Raw genomic sequence first — 16,820 nt, 5'->3', positions numbered from 1 at the left:
GAGGACCCCGGCTACCGCGCCGCCGTCGAGACCGCGCGCGGCGCCGGCCGCGAGATCCGCGACCTGCCCGCCCTCGAGCCGGTGACCGACCTGGCCGGGGTGGCGGCGGCGTACGTGACGCCCGCCCACCAGCACCCCCTGGGCGTCGTGATGCCCGGCCCGGCGCGGGTGGCGCTCCTCGACGCGGCCCGTCGGGCCGGCGCGCTCGTCGTCGAGGACGACTACGACTCCGAGTTCCGCTACGACGTGGCGCCGGTGCCGGCGCTCGCGAGCCTGGACCGCGGCCGGGTCGCCTATCTCGGCACGGCCGCGAAGTCGGTCGCGCCGACGCTGCGGCTGGGCTGGGTGGTCGCGCCCACCGAGATCGGCGAGCGAGTGCACGCGCGCCGCGTGATCACCCACGAGGGCGCGCCCTGGCCGGTGCAGCGGGCCTACCTGGCGCTGCTGCGTGACGGCTACGTCGACCGGGTGGTCCGCAGCGCCCGGCGGGTCTACGCCGAGCGGGCCCCGCGGGTCGCCGCCGCGCTCGCGCCGTACGCCGAGCTCGCCGGGCCCCTGGCGGGCATGTACTCCACGTGGCTGCTGCCGGCGGCGGACGCGGTCCGGGCGCGCGACGCCGCGCGCCGGGCCGGGTTCGAGGTGAACCTGCTGGCCGACTACTGCCGCGGTGCGTCGCTCACGGGTCTGGTCGTCGGGTTCGGCGGGGTCACCGACGCGGAGCTCGACCGGGCGCTCGCGGCCCTGGTCTCAGTGCTGTGAGTCCGGGTGCGGGTCGGTGCGCTCGAGCGCGGCGTACGCCTCGGCCCGCTCGCGCTCGATCTTGAGCCCGAGCATCGAGGCCGTGCCCCACAGCAGCGCGAAGATGCCCCCGAGGACGAACATCAGCGGGATCACGAAGCCCAACCCCACCGCGGCGCCCTGGATCACCCAGCCCAGGCTGTAGGCCCACTCGCGGCGCAGCATCCCGGCGAGCAGCAGGCACGCGACGGCCAGGCCGAGGCCGATCACCAGGGCCGTGGGGACGTCGACGTCGGCGACCGAGATCATCACCGGGGTCGTCAGGCCGAGCGTGACCGCCTCGAGGGCGAGCACGGCGGCGCACATGCCGCGCCGGGGCGAGCGCTCGGGGGTGCTCATCGGGCCCGCTCCGGGCGCACGAGCAGCGACCGGGCCTCGCCGACCGTGACGACCGAGCCGGTGACCAGCACGGCTCCGGAGCCGAGCGGGGACCCGAAGGCCTCGCCGGCCTCGGCCAGCGTGGCCGCCTGCTCGATGGCCGTCGCGACGGTCGAGGCCACGGTGACGCGGTCGGGACCGAACACCTCGCGGGCGGCCGTCGCGAGGTCCTCGGCGGGCATCGCGCGCTGGGTGGAGTTCTGGGTGCAGACGACGTGCGCGAGCACCGGCTCGAGAGCGGCCAGCAGCCCCTCGTGGTCCTTGTCGCCCATCACGCCGAGCACGCCGATCAGCGGGTCGAACGTGAAGGAGTCCTCCAGCGCCGCGGCGAGCGCCGCGGCGCCGTGCGGGTTGTGGGCCGCGTCGAGCACGATCGTGGGGCTGCGCCGCACGACCTCGAGCCGTCCGGGCGAGGTCGCCTCCGCGAATGCCGCCCCGACGACCTCGGCGTCCAGCGGCTGGCTCTCGTCGCCGAGGAACGCCTCGACCGCAGCGAGCGCGATGGCGGCGTTCTGCGCCTGGTGGGCGCCGTGGAGCGGCAAGAAGACGTCGTCGTACCGCGCCCGGAGGCCCTGGAGCGAGAGCACCTGGCCGCCGACCGCCGGGACCCGCGAGATCACGCCGAAGTCGACGCCCTCCGCAACCACCCGCGCGCCGACCTCGCTCGCGCGCTGCAGCAGCACCTCGGCGGCCTCGGTGGCCTGCTGGGCGAGCACCGCGACCGACCCCGGCTTGATGATGCCGGCCTTCTCGAGCGCGATCGCCGCGGGCGTGCCGCCGAGGTACGCCGCGTGGTCGACCGCGACCGGGAGCACCACGGCGACCGCGGCGTCCGCGACGTTGGTGGCGTCCCAGGACCCGCCCATCCCGACCTCGACGACGGCCACGTCGACCGGGGCGTCGGCGAACGCGGCGTACGCCATGCCGACCACGGTCTCGAAGAACGACAGCGGGTGCGGCTGGTCGGCGTCGACGAGGTGCGTGTAGGGCGCGACGTCGTTGAACGCGCGCACGAACGCCTCGTCGTCCAGCGGCTCGCCGTCCACGGAGATCCGCTCGTTGAGGCGCTCGACGTGCGGGCTGGTGAACCGGCCGGTGCGCAGGTCGAGCGCGCGCAGCAGCCCGTCGATCATCCGCGAGGTGGAGGTCTTGCCGTTGGTGCCGGTCAGGTGGATCACCGGGTAGGCGCGCTGCGGGTCGCCGAGCACCTCGGTGAACGCCGCGATGCGGTCGAGCGAGGGCTCCAGGCGCGTCTCGGGCCAGCGGGACAGCAGCGCGTCCTCGACCTCCTCGATGGTCTCGGCCAGGCGCGGTGCGTCAGGGGTCTCGGTCATGGTGTCCCGAGTCTAGAGAGGACCGAACTGCTGACAGGAAATGGAACAGGTTCTAGGTTGCTCGTCATGAGAACCACGGTGGCGGTCGTCAACGGTCCCGGTGAGCCGTTCGTGTTGGAGGAGGTGGAGGTCGACGGGCCGCGCGCCGACGAGGTGCTGGTGCGCATCGTCGCCACCGGGCTGTGCCACACCGACCTCTCGCTGCGCGACACCCTGCCGGCGGAGATGTTCCCGCGGGTGTTCGGCCACGAGGGCGCAGGCGTCGTCGAGGAGGTCGGTGCGGACGTGACCGGCATCGAGGTCGGCGACCACGTCGTCTTGAGCCTCGCGTCGTGCCGCGCGTGCGAGCGGTGCGCGGCCGGGCTGGCGGGCTACTGCGAGCAGACGTTGATGCTCAACTACATGGGCTTCCGCGAGGACGGGTCGACCTCCTACTCCCGCGACGCCGGGCCGGTGTACGGACACTTCTTCGGCCAGTCGTCGTTCGCCCGGCACGCCGTGGCCCTCGCGTCCAGCGTGATCGTCGTCGACCCGGAGCTCGACCTGACCCGGATCGCGCCCTACGGCTGCGGCTTCATGGCCGGGTCCGGCGCGGTGCTCAACGTGGCGCAACCGGGGCCCGGCGACAGCGTCGCCGTGTACGGCGTGGGCGCGGTCGGCCTGGCCGCGGTCGCGGCGGCGCGCTCGCGGGGCGTGGAGACCGTCGTCGCCGTCGACCTGCTGCCCAGCAGGCTGGAGGCCGCGGAGCAGCTCGGGGCGCTCGGCGTGAACCCGGCCGTCCTCGGCGAGACCACGGTCGCGGACCGGGTCAAGGAGCTGACCGGCGGCGGCTCGGCGTACGCCGTCGAGACGACCGCCGTGCCGTCGGTGCTCAAGGAGGCCGCCCAGGCGCTCGGCGTCCAGGGCATGCTGGTCGTGCTCGGGCTGGACATGAGCCGCCCCGAGTTCCCGATCGACGCCATCGACCTGCTGCAGAACGGCAAGGTCGTGCGCGGCTCGGTCGAGGGCGACTCCGACCCGCTCGAGATGGTGCCGCGGATGCTGCGGCTCAACGCCGAGGGGAGGTTCCCCGTCGACGACCTGGTGACCACCTACCGGTTCACCGAGATCGACACCGCGATCGCCGACGTGCTCGCGGGGAACGTCGTCAAGCCGGTCCTGGTCTGGTGATGACGAGGTTGACCATGTCGACGACCGGCTCGTAGCCCAGGGCCTGGTAGATCCGGTTCGACGTGGGGTTCGCCTGGTCGGTGAACAGGCAGCAGCGGACCCCCTGCTCGACGTACTGTCGCGAGACCGCCGCGACGGCGGCGCTGGCGTAGCCACGGCCGCGGTGGGCGGCCGGGGTGTAGACCGGCCCGATCCGAGTGACCCCGTGGGCCGGTGGGTTCGCCGCGGTCAGGTGGACGCGCTCGCCGTGCTCGTCCTCCCAGAGCCACACCACCGCCTTGTCGATGCGCTCGAGCATGTCCTCGGGCGTGAAGTCCGGCATCGCGTGCGCCTCGGACCGCCCGGCCTGCGCGGCGGCGGCGATGCCGAACGCCCGGAACCACGCCAGCGTCAGGTCGAGGTCGGCGGAGGTTGCGAGCCGCAGTCGCCCGGGCGGGCTGGGCGGCACCACGAGCCCGCCGAGCTCGAAGAGCCGCAGGTGCTCGTGCACCCGCACCTCTCCCCCGGCCAGCCGTGCCGTCTCCTCCGCCGCCAGCCGGGCGGCCGGGAGCGCGCCGTTGACGCCGGCGAGCGGCTCACCCCGGTCGTGCACCAGGCGGGCCAGCTGCACCGCCGCGTCGTCGGGCATCGGCAGCACGTAGACGGGGTACGGCGCGAACGGCGCGGTCCGCATCGCCACCCCGACCACCGCACCCGTCTCGTCGCGGACCATCGCCCACCACCGCGGGTGGTCGCCGCGCGGGAGACCTCGCTGGTCGGACTCCAGGAGCCGCTGGGTCACCGACGCGATCACCGTGGCGACGACGGGGTCCGCGGCCAGGTGGCCGGACGCCTCGGCCAGGAACGCGGCCGGGTCCTCGGTCAGGTGCACGGAGTGTGACATGACGAAAGTCAGCCAGGCAGGTGCCCGTCCTCACAACCGGTTTCTCCGTCACCGCGCCCTGACCCTAGGATTTCGCTCATGACCGACACGCAGGCTGACCAGGCACCGGAGACGACGACCCCGCCGCAGGCCGTCGTAGCCGTACCCGACAAGCCTGCCCTCGAGGGCCTCGAGGCCACCTGGAGCGAGCGCTGGCGCGAGCAGGACACCTACGCCTTCGACCGCACCCAGCCGCGCGAGAACGTCTACTCGATCGACACCCCGCCGCCGACCGTGAGCGGCAGCCTGCACGTCGGGCACGTGTTCTCCTACACCCACACCGACCTCGTCGCCCGCTTCCAGCGGATGCGCGGCAAGTCGGTGTTCTACCCCATGGGCTGGGACGACAACGGGCTGCCGACCGAGCGCCGGGTGCAGAACTACTACGGCGTGCGCTGCGACCCGTCGCTGCCCTACGACCCCGACTTCACCCCGCCGGAGAAGCCCGATCCGAAGAAGCAGGTGCCGATCAGCCGGCCCAACTTCATCGCCCTGTGCGAGGAGCTCGTCGAGCAGGACGAGCAGGTCTTCGAGCAGCTGTGGCGCACCCTCGGCCTCTCGGTCGACTGGAAGCAGCACTACACGACGATCGGCGCCAAGGCCCGCACGGTCAGCCAGCGCGCGTTCCTGCGCAACTTCGCCCGCGGCGAGGCCTACCTCCAGGAGGCGCCGACGCTCTGGGACGTGACCTTCCAGACCGCCGTCGCGCAGGCCGAGCTCGAGGCGCGCGAGTACGCCGGCGCCTATCACAGAGTGAGATTCCACGCCTCCCGCAACCACTCGGAGGACGGATCAACCCCGCGCGAGGTCTACATCGAGACCACCCGGCCCGAGCTGATCCCGTCGGTCGTGGCGCTGATCGCGCACCCCGACGACGAGCGCTACCAGCCGCTGTTCGGCACCACCGTCACCAGCCCGGTGTTCGGCGTCGAGATCCCCGTGCTCGCCCACCCGCTGGCCGAGATGGACAAGGGCGCCGGCATCGCGATGTGCTGCACGTTCGGCGATTTGACCGACGTCACGTGGTGGCGCGAGCTCAACCTCCCCGTCCGCACGCTGATCGGCCGCGACGGCCGGATGTCGCGCGAGACGCCGGAGTGGCTGGCGCACGAGCCCGCGGCCGCGGCGTACGAGGACCTCAAGGGCAAGACGGCGTTCTCGGCCCGCGAGGCCGTCGTCGCGAAGCTGCGCGAGACCGGCGACCTCGACGGGGAGCCCAAGCCCACCCAGCGGATGACGAACTTCTACGAGAAGGGCGACAAGCCGCTCGAGATCGTCGCCACCCGCCAGTGGTACATCCGCAACGGAGGGCGCGACGCCGACCTGCGCGACGAGATGATCGCCCGCGGCGCCGAGATCGACTGGGTCCCCGGCCACATGAAGCACCGCTACGACAACTGGGTCGGCGGGCTCAACGGCGACTGGCTGATCTCGCGGCAGCGCTTCTTCGGCATCCCGTTCCCCGTCTGGTACCCCCTCGACGCCGACGGCGAGCCCGACTACGACCACCCGCTGCTCCCCCGCGAGGACGAGCTGCCCGTCGACCCGTCGACGATGGCGCCCGGCGGCTACTCCGAGGACCAGCGCGGCAAGCCGAACGGCTTCATCGGCGACCCCGACGTCATGGACACCTGGGCCACGTCCTCGCTGACCCCGCAGATCGCCGGCGGCTGGGAGAGCGACGACGACCTGTGGCAACGGGTCTTCCCGATGGACCTGTGCACCCAGGCGCACGACATCATCCGCACCTGGCTGTTCTCCCGGGTGGTCCGGGCCCACTTCGAGAACCACGCGGCCCCGTGGTCGCACGCCCTGGTCTCGGGGTTCATCCTCGACCCCGACCGCAAGAAGATGTCGAAGTCCAAGGGCAACGTCGTGGTCCCCACCGACATCCTCGACAAGTACGGCGCCGACGCCGTCCGCTGGCGCGCCGCGATGGCCCGCCCCGGCCTCGACTCGCCGTTCGACGAGACCCAGATGAAGGTCGGCCGCCGGCTGGCGATGAAGGTCCTCAATGCCTCGAAGTTCGTCCTCGGCGGCGTCGGCGCCACGAGCGTCAACCCCTTCGAGGTCTCCGAGCCCGTCGACTGCGCGCTGCTGGGCCGGCTGGCCGAGGTGATCACCAAGGCCACCGATGCGTTCGAGGCCTACGACTACACGACTGCGCTGGAGACCGTCGAGAAGTTCTTCTGGGAGTTCTGCGACGACTACCTCGAGCTGGTCAAGGAACGCGCCTACGACGCCGAGGGCGGCGCCGCCACCACGTCGGCCAAGGCCGCCCTCGCGCTCGCGCTGCACGCACAGCTGCGGCTGCTCGCGCCGTTCCTGCCCTACGTGACCGAAGAGGTCTGGTCGTGGTGGCACTCCGCCAACTCGGGGGGAAGCTCGATCCACCACGCCACCTGGCCGACCGTCGTCGAGCTCGGCTCGGCCGCGGCCACGGACGCGGCCACCCTCGAGGCGGTCTCGGCCGCGCTGATCGGCATCCGCGGCGCGAAGTCCAACGCCAAGGTGTCGATGCGCGCCGAGCTCTCGCGGGTCGAGATCCGCGGGCCCCAGGCGCTGGTGGCCGCCGCCGAGCTGGCCGCCGAGGACCTGCGCAAGACCGGCAAGATCGTCGGTGAGCTCGTGTTCACCGTCGACGACGACGCCACGGAGCTGGCGGTCGACGCGGAGCTCGCCGCGACCGACTAGCCGGCTGGAGGGGCCGCCGGACTAGCGCCCGTGGCCGTGGCCGTGGCCGCCGCCGTGGACCCGGTCACCGTGGGCGTGGCCGTGGCCGCCGCCGTGATCCTTGCCGCCGGCGTGGCCCTTGCCACCGCCGTGACCCTTTCCGTGACCCTTGCCGTGACCCTTGCCGTGCCGGTCACCGACCCAGTCCTCGCGCCAGTCCTGGTGACCGCGAGGCGCGGCGCTCTGCGGGCCCTCGGCGTTGGCGTCGTCGGCGGACGGCACGTTCGTCGCGGGCACGTTCGGGGCCGCCTCGTCGGGCGTGGACTGGTGTCCGCGCGCCTCGCCGTGGCCGCGGCCCGGGGAGCTGGTGCCCTCGTCGTCGGCGCTCACGTTCGGACCGGCTGCCGAGTCACTGTCCGGCACGACACCGCCGACGACCTCGCCGACGGCGGAACCGGCGACCGAGCCTGCGACGGAGCCAACGACAGCGTCCGTGGCGTGCGAGCGGCCACCCTGGGCCGAGGACGACCCGGACACGACTCCGGCGCCGGCCACGGGGGGCGGCGCGCTCGCGGAGGAGCCGGAGGGTACGCCGACCGACAGCGGGCCGGCCGCCACCGTGGCGTGCTCGGGCTCGGGCGCGTGCTCGAGCACGGTCGCCGCGATCACCCGCTGCCCGGCGAGGCCGCCCAGGCCCGCGCGCAGCCAGCCGGGGGCCGCCTCGCTGCGGGCCATGTGGACCATCATCAGCGCGCAGGCGACCGCAACGACCGTGAAGGCCACCAGGGGCGGCTTGTGGTCGAGGAAGAGGCGGGGCTGCCTGCGTCGGGCGTTCATCGGGGCCAAGTCTCGCGGCAATCGCGGCCCGGCTCCAAGCCAATGGCCCACTCTGGGCACGATATGACCCGAATGGACTAGTCCGGCTAGTCACGGCTGACCAGGGGCGACCCCCGGCTCACATGCTCCTGATCAGGCGGACTTCTTCTTCTTGGCCTCGGACTCGCGCGGGATCAGCGTCGGGGCGACGTCGTCCATGACGACCTCGCGGGTCACGATCACCTTCGCGATGTCGCCGCGCGAGGGCACGTCGTACATCACGTGGAGGAGGACCTCCTCGATGATCGCCCGCAGGCCCCGGGCGCCGGTGCCGCGCTCCATCGCCTTGTCGGCGATGGCCTCGACGGCGTCCTGGGTGAACTCCAGGTCGACGCCGTCGAGCTCGAAGAGCTTCTGGTACTGCTTGACCAGCGCGTTGCGCGGCTCGGTGAGGATCTGGACCAGCGCCTGCTGGTCGAGCTTGGTCACGCTCGCGATCAGCGGGAGGCGACCGATGAACTCGGGGATGAGGCCGAACTTCGTGAGGTCCTCGGGCCGGACCTGGGCGAGCAGGTCCTCGGCCTCCTTCTCGGCCTTGCCCCGCACGTCGGCGGTGAAGCCGAGCGTCTTCTTGCCGACCCGCTGCTCGATGATGTGCTCGAGCCCCGCGAAGGCACCGCCCACCACGAACAGGATGTTCGTGGTGTCGATCTGGATGAACTCCTGGTGCGGGTGCTTGCGGCCGCCCTGCGGCGGCACCGAGGCCGTCGTGCCCTCGATGATCTTGAGCAGCGCCTGCTGGACGCCCTCACCGGAGACGTCGCGGGTGATCGACGGGTTCTCCGCCTTGCGGGCCACCTTGTCGATCTCGTCGATGTAGATGATGCCCGTCTCGGCCTTCTTGACGTCGTAGTCGGCCGCCTGGATCAGCTTGAGCAGGATGTTCTCGACATCCTCACCGACGTAGCCCGCCTCGGTGAGCGCGGTCGCGTCCGCGATCGCGAACGGCACGTTCAGCATCCGGGCGAGCGTCTGGGCGAGGTAGGTCTTGCCGCAGCCGGTGGGCCCGATCACGAGGATGTTGGACTTGGCGACCTCGACGACCTCGTCCTTGCTGTGCTTGCCCGGCCCGGAGCCGCCGCCGGGCTGCAGGCCGGCCTGGACCCGCTTGTAGTGGTTGTAGACCGCGACGGCGAGCGACTTCTTCGCCTGCTCCTGACCGATCACGTAGGAGTTGAGGAACTCGAAGATCTCCTTGGGCTTGGGCAGCTCGTCGAGGCTGACCTCGGCGCCCTCGCTGAGCTCTTCCTCGATGATCTCGTTGCACAGGTCGATGCACTCGTCGCAGATGTAGACGCCCGGGCCGGCGATCAGCTTCTTGACCTGCTTCTGGCTCTTCCCGCAGAAGGAGCACTTCAGCAGGTCGCCTCCGTCACCGATACGTGCCACGGGTGGTCATCCTCCGGATTGTCGAGCTGTGCGGGTCGAGCCTGGTGCCGAGTGGTGCGCCGGGTGGTGCGCCGAGTGGTGCAAGGGGTCGTCTCCGACGGTACCCCGTGCCGCCCCCGGTTGGGGCACGGACACGGGGAACGCGTGGCGGAGCGTCAGCCGGTCACCGCGGGAGTGCCCTTGAGGGACTCCAGCACGGCGTCGATGAGGCCGTACTCGACGGCGCCCTGCGCGGTGAGGATCTTGTCGCGCTCGATGTCGCGGCTGACCTCCTCCATCGAGCGACCGCTGTGGTCGCTGATCATCTTCTCGAGCAGCTCGCGCATCCGGAGGATCTCGTTGGCCTGGATCTCGATGTCGGAGGTCTGGCCGAAGGTCCCCTCGGTGTAGGGCTGGTGGATCAGGATGCGGCTGTTGGGCAGCGCGAGCCGCTTGCCGGGGGTGCCGGCCGCCAGCAGGATCGCCGCGGCCGAGGCCGCCTGCCCGATGCACACGGTCTGCACGTCGGGCTTGATGAACTTCATCGTGTCGTAGATCGCGGTCAGCGCGGTGAACGAGCCGCCGGGGCTGTTGATGTAGATGCTGATGTCCTGGTCGGGGTTCATCGACTGCAGGCACAGCAGCTGGGCGATCACGGCGTTGGCGACGTCATCGGAGATCGGGGTGCCGAGGTAGATGATGCGGTCCTCGAACAGCTTGGCGTAGGGGTCGATGCGCCGGAACCCGTAGGACGTGCGCTCTTCCCACTGCGGGATGTAGTAGTTCATCTCAGACATTCGGGTCAGTCCTTCTGCCGGGCCGGGCGGCCGTCGTCGGCGGCCTCACGAGCGCTCTTGATGACCTGGTCGACCAGGCCGTACTCCTTGGCCTGGTCGGCGGTGAACCAGCGGTCGCGGTCGGCGTCCATCTCGATCTGCTCGACGCTCTGGCCGGTGTGCTCGGCGATCAGCTCGAGCAGGACCTTCTTGATGTGCAGGGACTGCTGGGCCTGGATCTTGATGTCCGAGGCCGAGCCGCCCATGCCCGAGGAAGGCTGGTGCATCATGATCCGGGCGTGCGGCAGCGCGTAGCGCTTGCCCTTGGTGCCGGCGCAGAGCAGGAACTGGCCCATCGACGCCGCCAGGCCCATGCCGACCGTGGCCACGTCGTTGGGGATGTAGTTCATGGTGTCGTAGATCGCCATGCCCGCGTCGACCGAGCCGCCCGGCGAGTTGATGTGGAGGAAGATGTCGGCCTCGGGGTCCTCCGCCGAGAGCAGCAGCAGCTGGGCGCAGATCGCGTTCGCGTTCTGGTCGCGCACCTCGGAGCCGAGGAAGACGATCCGTTCGCGCAGCAGCCGCTGGTAGATGTGGTCGTCGAGCACGTTCATGCCCGCGCCGCCGTTGAGCTGTGGGCTGGAGTTCTGGGTCACGAGAGCGACCCTAGCCGGAAGCCTCGACAGAACCACGGCCGATCCCCCGCTGTTCGCCGACAGCAGATAAGTCCGCAGCCGGGCGGGGTGACGGGTCAGGCCTCCGCGGCGGCCTTCAGCCGGGCGACGGTGTGCGCCATGCCCTGCTCGAGCTCGTCGGCGTGGCCGACGCTGCCCCCGAGGGCGAGCGGCGCGAAGACCTTGCTCATCAGGGTGATCCGGCGCGGGACGGGGCGCCGGTGCACGACCCGGGTCGCGGTGCCGGCAGGCCCCTCGGGCGCCAGCTCCCAGATCCAGCGCGCGCCGCTCGAGGTGGTGTCCCAGGCGACCGTGCGGCCGGGCTCCAGGGCCGAGACCACGTTGCGGGTCGGCCAGACGGCGCCCTTGCGCCGGTTGACGCCGAGGTACCACTGCCCGACGCGCAGTCCTCCCGGTTTGAGCGGCACCATCCGGACCAGCTCGGGGCTCCACTCGGGCATCCGGGAGAAGTCGGTCAGCAGCGCCCACACGCGCTCGGGTGGCGCGTCGACGGTGGCCTCGGCTCGCAGCTCGCGGTCGGCGGATCCGGTCATGCGAGCCAGTCTCGCAGGGCGCGGTGGACGTCGGGGTGGTTGAGCAGCCCGAAGTGGTCGGTGCGCCCGACGTGGAGGACGTCCGCGCCGGGGAACAGCCGCTCGCCGTGCCGGTCGCGGCCGTACGCCGACGGCACCCGCACCAGCAGGTCCCCGACGACGTGCCCGACCGGGTGCCGCTCGCGCGCGGTGACCGTGGCGGCCACCAGGCGGTAGCGCGCGTGCGGCAGCGGGGCGACGTCCTCTGCGAGCCCGGCCACCAGGTCGTGGACGCCGACGGAGCGCAGGTCGAGGATCCGGCCGAACGTCGCGGTCTCGCGCATCCGCCCCAGCCCGCGACTGCCGTGGCCGATGCCCCGTGCGATCGGGGCACCCAGGTGGGGCGTGCCGAGCGTGACGACGTCGGAGACCAGCGCGGTCCACGGCCGTTCGGCGGTCGTCGCGACCGCCCCCGCGGCCCGCACGATCAGCCCACCCATCGAGTGCCCGACGAGGGCGAGCCGGCGTACTCGCGTCGGCCAGGCCTCCACCAGCCGTTGGAGCAGCGCCGAGAGCGCGACGCCGTTCTCCCGCAGCCCGAGGCCGGTGTTGGCCCGCAGGAACACGGGGGTCCATCCGGTCGCGGCCAGCGCCTCCCCGTAGGTCGTACCGGTGCGCTCGCGCCCCCGGTTCCAGTAGGACTCGTTCTCGCACAGCCCGTGCAGGAACACCACGACCCGGTCCGAGGCTTCCGGGAACGCGGCGGCCAGCCCGTCGGCGTCCGGTGCGACGTCGCGCCCGTCGGCACGGACGGCCATCGCGATCGCGAGCCGGGGCCGCTCGGCCACCAGCCGGTCGCCGATCAGCCCGTTGACCGCCGAGCTCACGAAGCGGCCCCGCGGCCCGTCCTCGAGCCGCGGTCCGACGCCGGTCTCGGCGACCCGGCCCAGGCCCGCCGAGGCGGCCCGGAGGCCCAGGCTCAGGCCACCGCAGACCGCGGAGGCGATCGAGCGCCCGCGGTAGCCCCCGAAGCGGTCGGCCCAGGCGTCGTGGGTGTCGCGCACACTGCGCACGACGACCTCGTCGGCGACCTCGGACAGCAGCGCGAGGGCGTCGAGATAGGTCGGGGCGTGGGCGGGGGCGGGGCCCGCGGGTGCACGGGTGCTCACCTGCGGGAGGATAGCCAGTCAGTGGACGATTGTGCACCGACACTTCGAGCATTCCACGATTACGACTAGCCACCCCACCTAGACTCCGGACATGTCGACTGAGCAGCTCAGCGGTCCGCTTGCTGGCTCGCTCAAGGGACGGTTCCATCACATCGCGGGCGCCCGCGAGTTGAGTTGCACGCGGATAGACCAGGCGCGCCAGCGCTTGAGCTCACTCCCCTCTGACGAACTGGACGTTGTGGCCTTTGGCTCGCTTGCCCGCCTCGAAGTGACTGCCGAGAGCGACTTCGACTATCTGGTCCTCGCTGCGGGAGTACCAGCCACCCCTACCGCGGCGACCGATCTCCTGCGCGCCGCGGACGAGCTCCGAGCCACCTGGGCACAAGAAGAGGGCCGTGAAGGCTCAGAGGTATCGCCGCCCGGCGCCACGAACATCTTCGGCCGCACGGTTGGCGCGTTCGAGTTGGTTGATCAGATCGGTCTACAAGAGGACACGAACCACTCCACAACGCGTCGAATGCTCCTCATCGAGGAGTCTGTGAGCCTTCGAAACGGGCACGTGCACGAGCGGGTCCTGCGATCCGCCCTCGATCGCTACCTGTTGGTTGGCCCTACATCGGACGACAAGGTCCCTCGTTTCCTCCTCAATGACGTAGTCCGCTATTGGCGCACCATCACGGTCGACTACCAGGCGAAGGTTCGCCAGGACCAGAGCGTGTCGGGCCTCCGCTACGTGAAGTTGCTGATCCCTCGGAAGATCCTCTACGCAGGCACGCTCATGTCCTTGATGCTGTGCGGGAAAGAGGGTCGACACAGCGCGACCGTCGACGACCTCTACTGTCAGTTCACCATGCCGCCAATCGATCGGCTCGTTCAGGCGTACGACGACGCACCTGGGTCGATCCAGGACGCGATGGAGCAGGTACTCGCGTGTATCGACCACTACCTGGAGCTCAGCGCAGACCGGGCGTGGCGCGACGACGTGAAGAAGAGTTGGAAAGGGAGTACCGAACCATGCGTCGCATTCGATGAGATTCGACAGCACGCCGCAGAGCTACAAGCATCGCTGGAGTCGATCTTCTTCGACTGGGACCTACTCGCCAGCGACGCACGCAAGATGCTTGTCTTCTAGACGAGCCGGATCCGATGTCGGTGCTCGATGTGAAGGTTGGGACCATGGCAAACATGGACAAGGATGGGCAACTCGAGACCAGCTCTGCGGAGGAGATCGTTGAAGACGGGCTTCGCGCCGTTGCGCTCGCGTTCGTCGATCGAGAACCAACGTCCAAGCGACGACTTGCAGAGAGCCTGCATATGAACGAGGTGAGCGTCGAGAAGATGCTGAGTTCACCTCGATGGGAGCTCGGTTTGGCGATCAAGGTTGTAGACAAGCTAGGCGTTGGGTTCCGTGTGGTCGGTAGCTAACAAACGAGCGGGAGGAGTCCTGGACCCGGCGCCAAGTGTGTGCTCCACCTGTGGTTTCGAGCTCTGGATCCCACTCGCAGCACTTCCCGCATGCGATGTCGGTCTCTACGATGACGCTCGCTTCCCTGGGAGGATGCTGGTCTCGCTGCGGCCCCACTTCGAGGCGTTCGAGCTTCTCTCTGATGAACTGACGACCCTGTTCATCAGCGAGGTCCAAAAAGTCGCTGCGACTGCACGCAAGGTGCTCGGAGCCGACCGTATCAATGTCGCCATACTTGGAAACCAAGAGCCGCACGTACACGCGCACATCGTGCCTCGGTACGGGGCTGTGGAGCCGGTCCCACATAAGTCGCCCTGGGATGATCCACGGCAGCGGGTCCGTCTCCAGTCGAGTGTCAGACAGTCGCTGATTGATCAGCTGTCCGCGGCTATGGACGACAAGTCGAGCTTTCGCATGTAGGCAGTTCAACGGTGTGGTTGGCTTGCCGCGTGATGGCGCCATGCTCCGGGTGACGCTGCGCGGGTCCGGCCTGCCGACCGTGACCCTCGGCTCGGGCGAGACCCTCCTGTTCGGTCGGGCACCGCACCATGCCCTTCCCGAGGACACCGACGCCGACCTGCGGACCACCGCGATCGCGCTGCCGCGCTGCGCGCCGCACGTCTCGCGGCTGCTCGGCGAGCTCGTGGTCGGCGAGGAGATCGCCCGGCTGCGCTGGCACGGGTCCGGGGAGACCCAGGTCTCGAGCCTGTTCGACGCTCCGGGCGGCGCCCGTCGGGTCACGCTCGCCGAGGGCATGTCGCTGCTGCTCGACGAGGGCGAGAACCAGCTGCTCGTGATGCGCGGGCGTCAGACCGGCCCGACGACGTACGACGACCTCGCGATCGTCGTCGAGGTCACGCCCTCCCCGACGGCGTCGGTGCCGCGCCCGGCGCCGCCCGAGCACGGTGAGTCCGACGCGAGCGTCACCGCCCCCGCGCCGACGCTGCCCCGGGAGTCGCGCGAGTGGTTCGTCGCGCTCGCGCTCGCCGAGCCCTGGCTCTCGGGCACCGACGACTACCCCCGCCCGCCGTCCAACCGCGAGATCTACGAGCGGGTCGTGCACTGGCACGGCTACGCCTGGAACCTCGAGCGGGCGCAGCGGGTCGACGACGCGATCCGGTCCATCTCCGCGCTCGCCTTCGGGCCCAAGGACGACCCGTTCCGCGCCGGGTCCGGGCGCGCCCAGAACGTGCGTTTCGCGATCGGGCGGCGTACGGCGGAGGTCCGCCTGGTCACCGTCGAGGACCTCGAGGCCGTCGAGCGGGCGGCGGCCCGGCGGAACGTTCCACCCACCTCGCCCTAGTCGCCGCGCTCGGCCGGTGCCTACGGTCGCCGGGACCGGGAGCCCCAGGAGCGAACAGGAGCGGCAGATGAGCAACAGCATGCAAGGCATGGACACCGAGTACGGCCGCGAGGTCGGCCAGAACATGGGTCAGCAGGCCGGGCAGGTCGCCGGGATGGTCGCCAACATCACCGCGATGATCCAGGGCCTGAAGTGGCAGGGCCCCGACCGCCAGTACTTCGAGAGCGACTGGCACGGCAGCTTCGCGCCCCAGGCCAACAACGCCTCCCAGACCCTCGAGGAACAGGGCCGGGTGCTGATGTGGCACGCCGACCGCCAGGACGCCGCCAGCAGCTGAGCCACCGCCTGCCGTCGAGTGACGCGAAACGGCTCCTCGGATGCGCTCCGGGGAGCCGTTTCGCGTCACTCGACGGGAGATGAGCGGCCGGCAGAGGGCGGAACCTTCCACCCGGCCGGCCATCGACGCCGCGCGCGGGCCGTGCCTACGGTCCGGGCAGAGCCGCCGAGCAGAGGCGGCACCGACTCGGACACACCACTCGGGACAGGAGCAGCCGATGTCGTTCCTCGGCGCAGACACCGACGAACTCCGCGACGCAGGGCAGGTCTGCCAGGACGGCAAGGAGACCACCGATCAGGTGATCGCCTACCTCCGGGCGCTGATCGCGATCCTGCGCGCGGCGTCGTTCTTCAGCGGCGGCGCGAGCGCCGCCTATGCGACGTACCTCGAGACCGTCGTCGTGCCCTGGCTGCAGAAGATCTCGATGGCCCTGGGCCTGTTCGCGAAGGTCCTCAACGCCAACGCCGAGGCACAGGACCTCGCCAGCCAGGGCCAGAGCGTGGACTTCGGCGCGCTGCCGACCTACACGCCCCAGGTCTCCGGAGACGCGGGCATCCAGGCGTTCGCGGGGTCGATCCTCGGCCCGCTCGGCCAGGCGGCCGCCGTGGTCGGGGTGGTCTCGGCCGCCGTGGAGGCGATCGAGGACATCGTGGACGGCGACGACAGCACCGGCACCGCCTCCTCCGTGCAGCCGGCCGGCACCGCCGGCGCGACCACGATCGGCGCGACCTCCGGCGTCGACGGCGGCCACCACGCGGCGTTCGAACGGATCCACGCCGGCGCCGGGGCCGGTGACCACGGGGGCGTCGGCGGTGGGACCGCCGCTGGCTCCGGTGGTGGCTCGGTCGGCGGGGCCCTGGGCACGACCAGCATCGGCACCGACAGCATCGACTCCGGCAGCACGGTCGACGGCGGCGTCGACGGCGACGGCACCCCCGTCGCCCACGCGTCCGGCTCGACCGCCGGTGGGTTCGGCGGCTCGACCCCCGGCTCGGAGTCGCTCGAGTCGCTCGCCACCCCGGCCGGCTCCGGCGGCGACGCGGG

The 16,820-nt window shown here is 71.1% G+C and carries 17 protein-coding genes and 1 pseudogene; 9 read left to right on the top strand and 9 right to left on the bottom strand.

The features are described from left to right. Positions 1–759 (top strand): PLP-dependent aminotransferase family protein (locus tag VGD85_RS04050; RefSeq protein WP_331062164.1); only part of this gene is annotated, 759 nt, incomplete at its 5' end. On the opposite strand, the gene VGD85_RS04045 is transcribed toward VGD85_RS04050, so the two are convergent. Together VGD85_RS04045 and VGD85_RS04040 are read right to left on the bottom strand one after the other, a co-directional pair. Next, positions 748–1,137 (bottom strand): DUF4233 domain-containing protein, encoded by a 390-nt coding sequence (locus VGD85_RS04045; RefSeq protein ID WP_331062163.1) that lies wholly within the window; start codon positions 1,135–1,137, stop codon positions 748–750. The two genes, VGD85_RS04050 and VGD85_RS04045, sit on opposite strands and share 12 nt — an antisense overlap. Continuing rightward, the gene (locus tag VGD85_RS04040) at positions 1,134–2,510 is read right to left on the bottom strand and encodes a bifunctional folylpolyglutamate synthase/dihydrofolate synthase (protein WP_331062162.1); all 1,377 of its coding nucleotides are present in this window, start codon (positions 2,508–2,510) and stop codon (positions 1,134–1,136) included. The genes VGD85_RS04045 and VGD85_RS04040 overlap by 4 nt, the downstream gene beginning before the upstream one ends. Before the next feature lie 66 nt (positions 2,511–2,576). On the opposite strand from VGD85_RS04040, the gene VGD85_RS04035 reads away from it, so the two are divergent. Next, positions 2,577–3,680, top strand: a complete 1,104-nt coding sequence (locus VGD85_RS04035) for an NAD(P)-dependent alcohol dehydrogenase (protein ID WP_331062161.1) — start codon at positions 2,577–2,579, stop codon at positions 3,678–3,680. Here the strand turns inward: VGD85_RS04035 and VGD85_RS04030 are convergent. Next, the gene (locus VGD85_RS04030) at positions 3,658–4,563 is read right to left on the bottom strand and encodes a GNAT family N-acetyltransferase (protein ID WP_331062160.1); all 906 of its coding nucleotides are present in this window, start codon (positions 4,561–4,563) and stop codon (positions 3,658–3,660) included. The genes VGD85_RS04035 and VGD85_RS04030 overlap by 23 nt on opposite strands. A 78-nt stretch (positions 4,564–4,641) precedes the next feature. Between VGD85_RS04030 and valS the strand changes: the two genes are divergently transcribed. Next, positions 4,642–7,296 carry a valine--tRNA ligase gene (valS, locus tag VGD85_RS04025; protein WP_331062159.1) on the top strand — a complete coding sequence of 885 codons (2,655 nt, stop codon included), beginning with the start codon at positions 4,642–4,644 and terminating at the stop codon, positions 7,294–7,296. A 21-nt stretch (positions 7,297–7,317) separates the two neighbouring features. Here the strand turns inward: valS and VGD85_RS04020 are convergent, their stop codons facing one another. The 6 genes from VGD85_RS04020 to VGD85_RS03995 all read right to left on the bottom strand — a co-directional run bounded on the left by VGD85_RS04020 (position 7,318) and on the right by VGD85_RS03995 (position 12,671). Next, complete coding sequence (locus VGD85_RS04020; protein ID WP_331062158.1) at positions 7,318–8,112, bottom strand: hypothetical protein; 795 nt, start codon at positions 8,110–8,112, stop codon at positions 7,318–7,320. Between the two features lie 132 nt (positions 8,113–8,244). Beyond that, complete coding sequence (gene clpX, locus VGD85_RS04015; RefSeq protein ID WP_331062157.1) at positions 8,245–9,540, bottom strand: ATP-dependent Clp protease ATP-binding subunit ClpX; 1,296 nt, start codon at positions 9,538–9,540, stop codon at positions 8,245–8,247. 155 nt (positions 9,541–9,695) lie between these two features. After that, the gene (locus VGD85_RS04010; RefSeq protein WP_331062166.1) at positions 9,696–10,307 is read right to left on the bottom strand and encodes an ATP-dependent Clp protease proteolytic subunit; all 612 of its coding nucleotides are present in this window, start codon (positions 10,305–10,307) and stop codon (positions 9,696–9,698) included. A gap of 14 nt (positions 10,308–10,321) precedes the next feature. Beyond that, positions 10,322–10,909: an ATP-dependent Clp protease proteolytic subunit gene (locus VGD85_RS04005; RefSeq protein ID WP_331062165.1), complete on the bottom strand. Its 588-nt coding sequence runs from the start codon at positions 10,907–10,909 to the stop codon at positions 10,322–10,324. A 137-nt stretch (positions 10,910–11,046) separates the two neighbouring features. Further along, positions 11,047–11,523, bottom strand: a complete 477-nt coding sequence (locus VGD85_RS04000) for an SRPBCC family protein (RefSeq protein WP_331062156.1) — start codon at positions 11,521–11,523, stop codon at positions 11,047–11,049. Then, on the bottom strand, positions 11,520–12,671 hold the full coding sequence (locus tag VGD85_RS03995; protein ID WP_331062155.1) for a hypothetical protein: 1,152 nt from the start codon (positions 12,669–12,671) through the stop codon (positions 11,520–11,522). Before VGD85_RS03995 ends, VGD85_RS04000 begins: the two co-directional genes overlap by 4 nt. Positions 12,672–12,762: 91 nt before the next feature. On the opposite strand from VGD85_RS03995, the gene VGD85_RS03990 reads away from it, so the two are divergent. From VGD85_RS03990 to VGD85_RS03965, 6 genes and pseudogenes are all read left to right on the top strand, one after another. Beyond that, positions 12,763–13,803 (top strand): hypothetical protein, encoded by a 1,041-nt coding sequence (locus VGD85_RS03990; protein ID WP_331062154.1) that lies wholly within the window; start codon positions 12,763–12,765, stop codon positions 13,801–13,803. Positions 13,804–13,847: 44 nt separating this feature from the next. Further along, complete coding sequence (locus VGD85_RS03985) at positions 13,848–14,096, top strand: hypothetical protein (RefSeq protein WP_331062153.1); 249 nt, start codon at positions 13,848–13,850, stop codon at positions 14,094–14,096. Then, entirely contained in the window at positions 14,080–14,556 is a 477-nt protein-coding gene (locus VGD85_RS03980) for an HIT family protein (protein WP_331062152.1), read from the top strand. The genes VGD85_RS03985 and VGD85_RS03980 overlap by 17 nt, the downstream gene beginning before the upstream one ends. A 40-nt stretch (positions 14,557–14,596) precedes the next feature. Then, complete coding sequence (locus VGD85_RS03975) at positions 14,597–15,439, top strand: hypothetical protein (RefSeq protein WP_331062151.1); 843 nt, start codon at positions 14,597–14,599, stop codon at positions 15,437–15,439. Positions 15,440–15,506: 67 nt separating this feature from the next. Continuing rightward, positions 15,507–15,776 carry a hypothetical protein gene (locus VGD85_RS03970; protein WP_331062150.1) on the top strand — a complete coding sequence of 90 codons (270 nt, stop codon included), beginning with the start codon at positions 15,507–15,509 and terminating at the stop codon, positions 15,774–15,776. 217 nt (positions 15,777–15,993) lie between these two features. Further along, positions 15,994–16,820 (top strand): annotated as a pseudogene (locus VGD85_RS03965) (hypothetical protein); the annotation flags it as partial.

The organism is Nocardioides sp. (assembly GCF_036401255.1).
Lineage (GTDB): Bacteria > Actinomycetota > Actinomycetes > Propionibacteriales > Nocardioidaceae > Nocardioides.
Note: the sequence above shows the minus strand (reverse complement) of the source record. Positions and strands in the feature narration are given on the sequence as shown.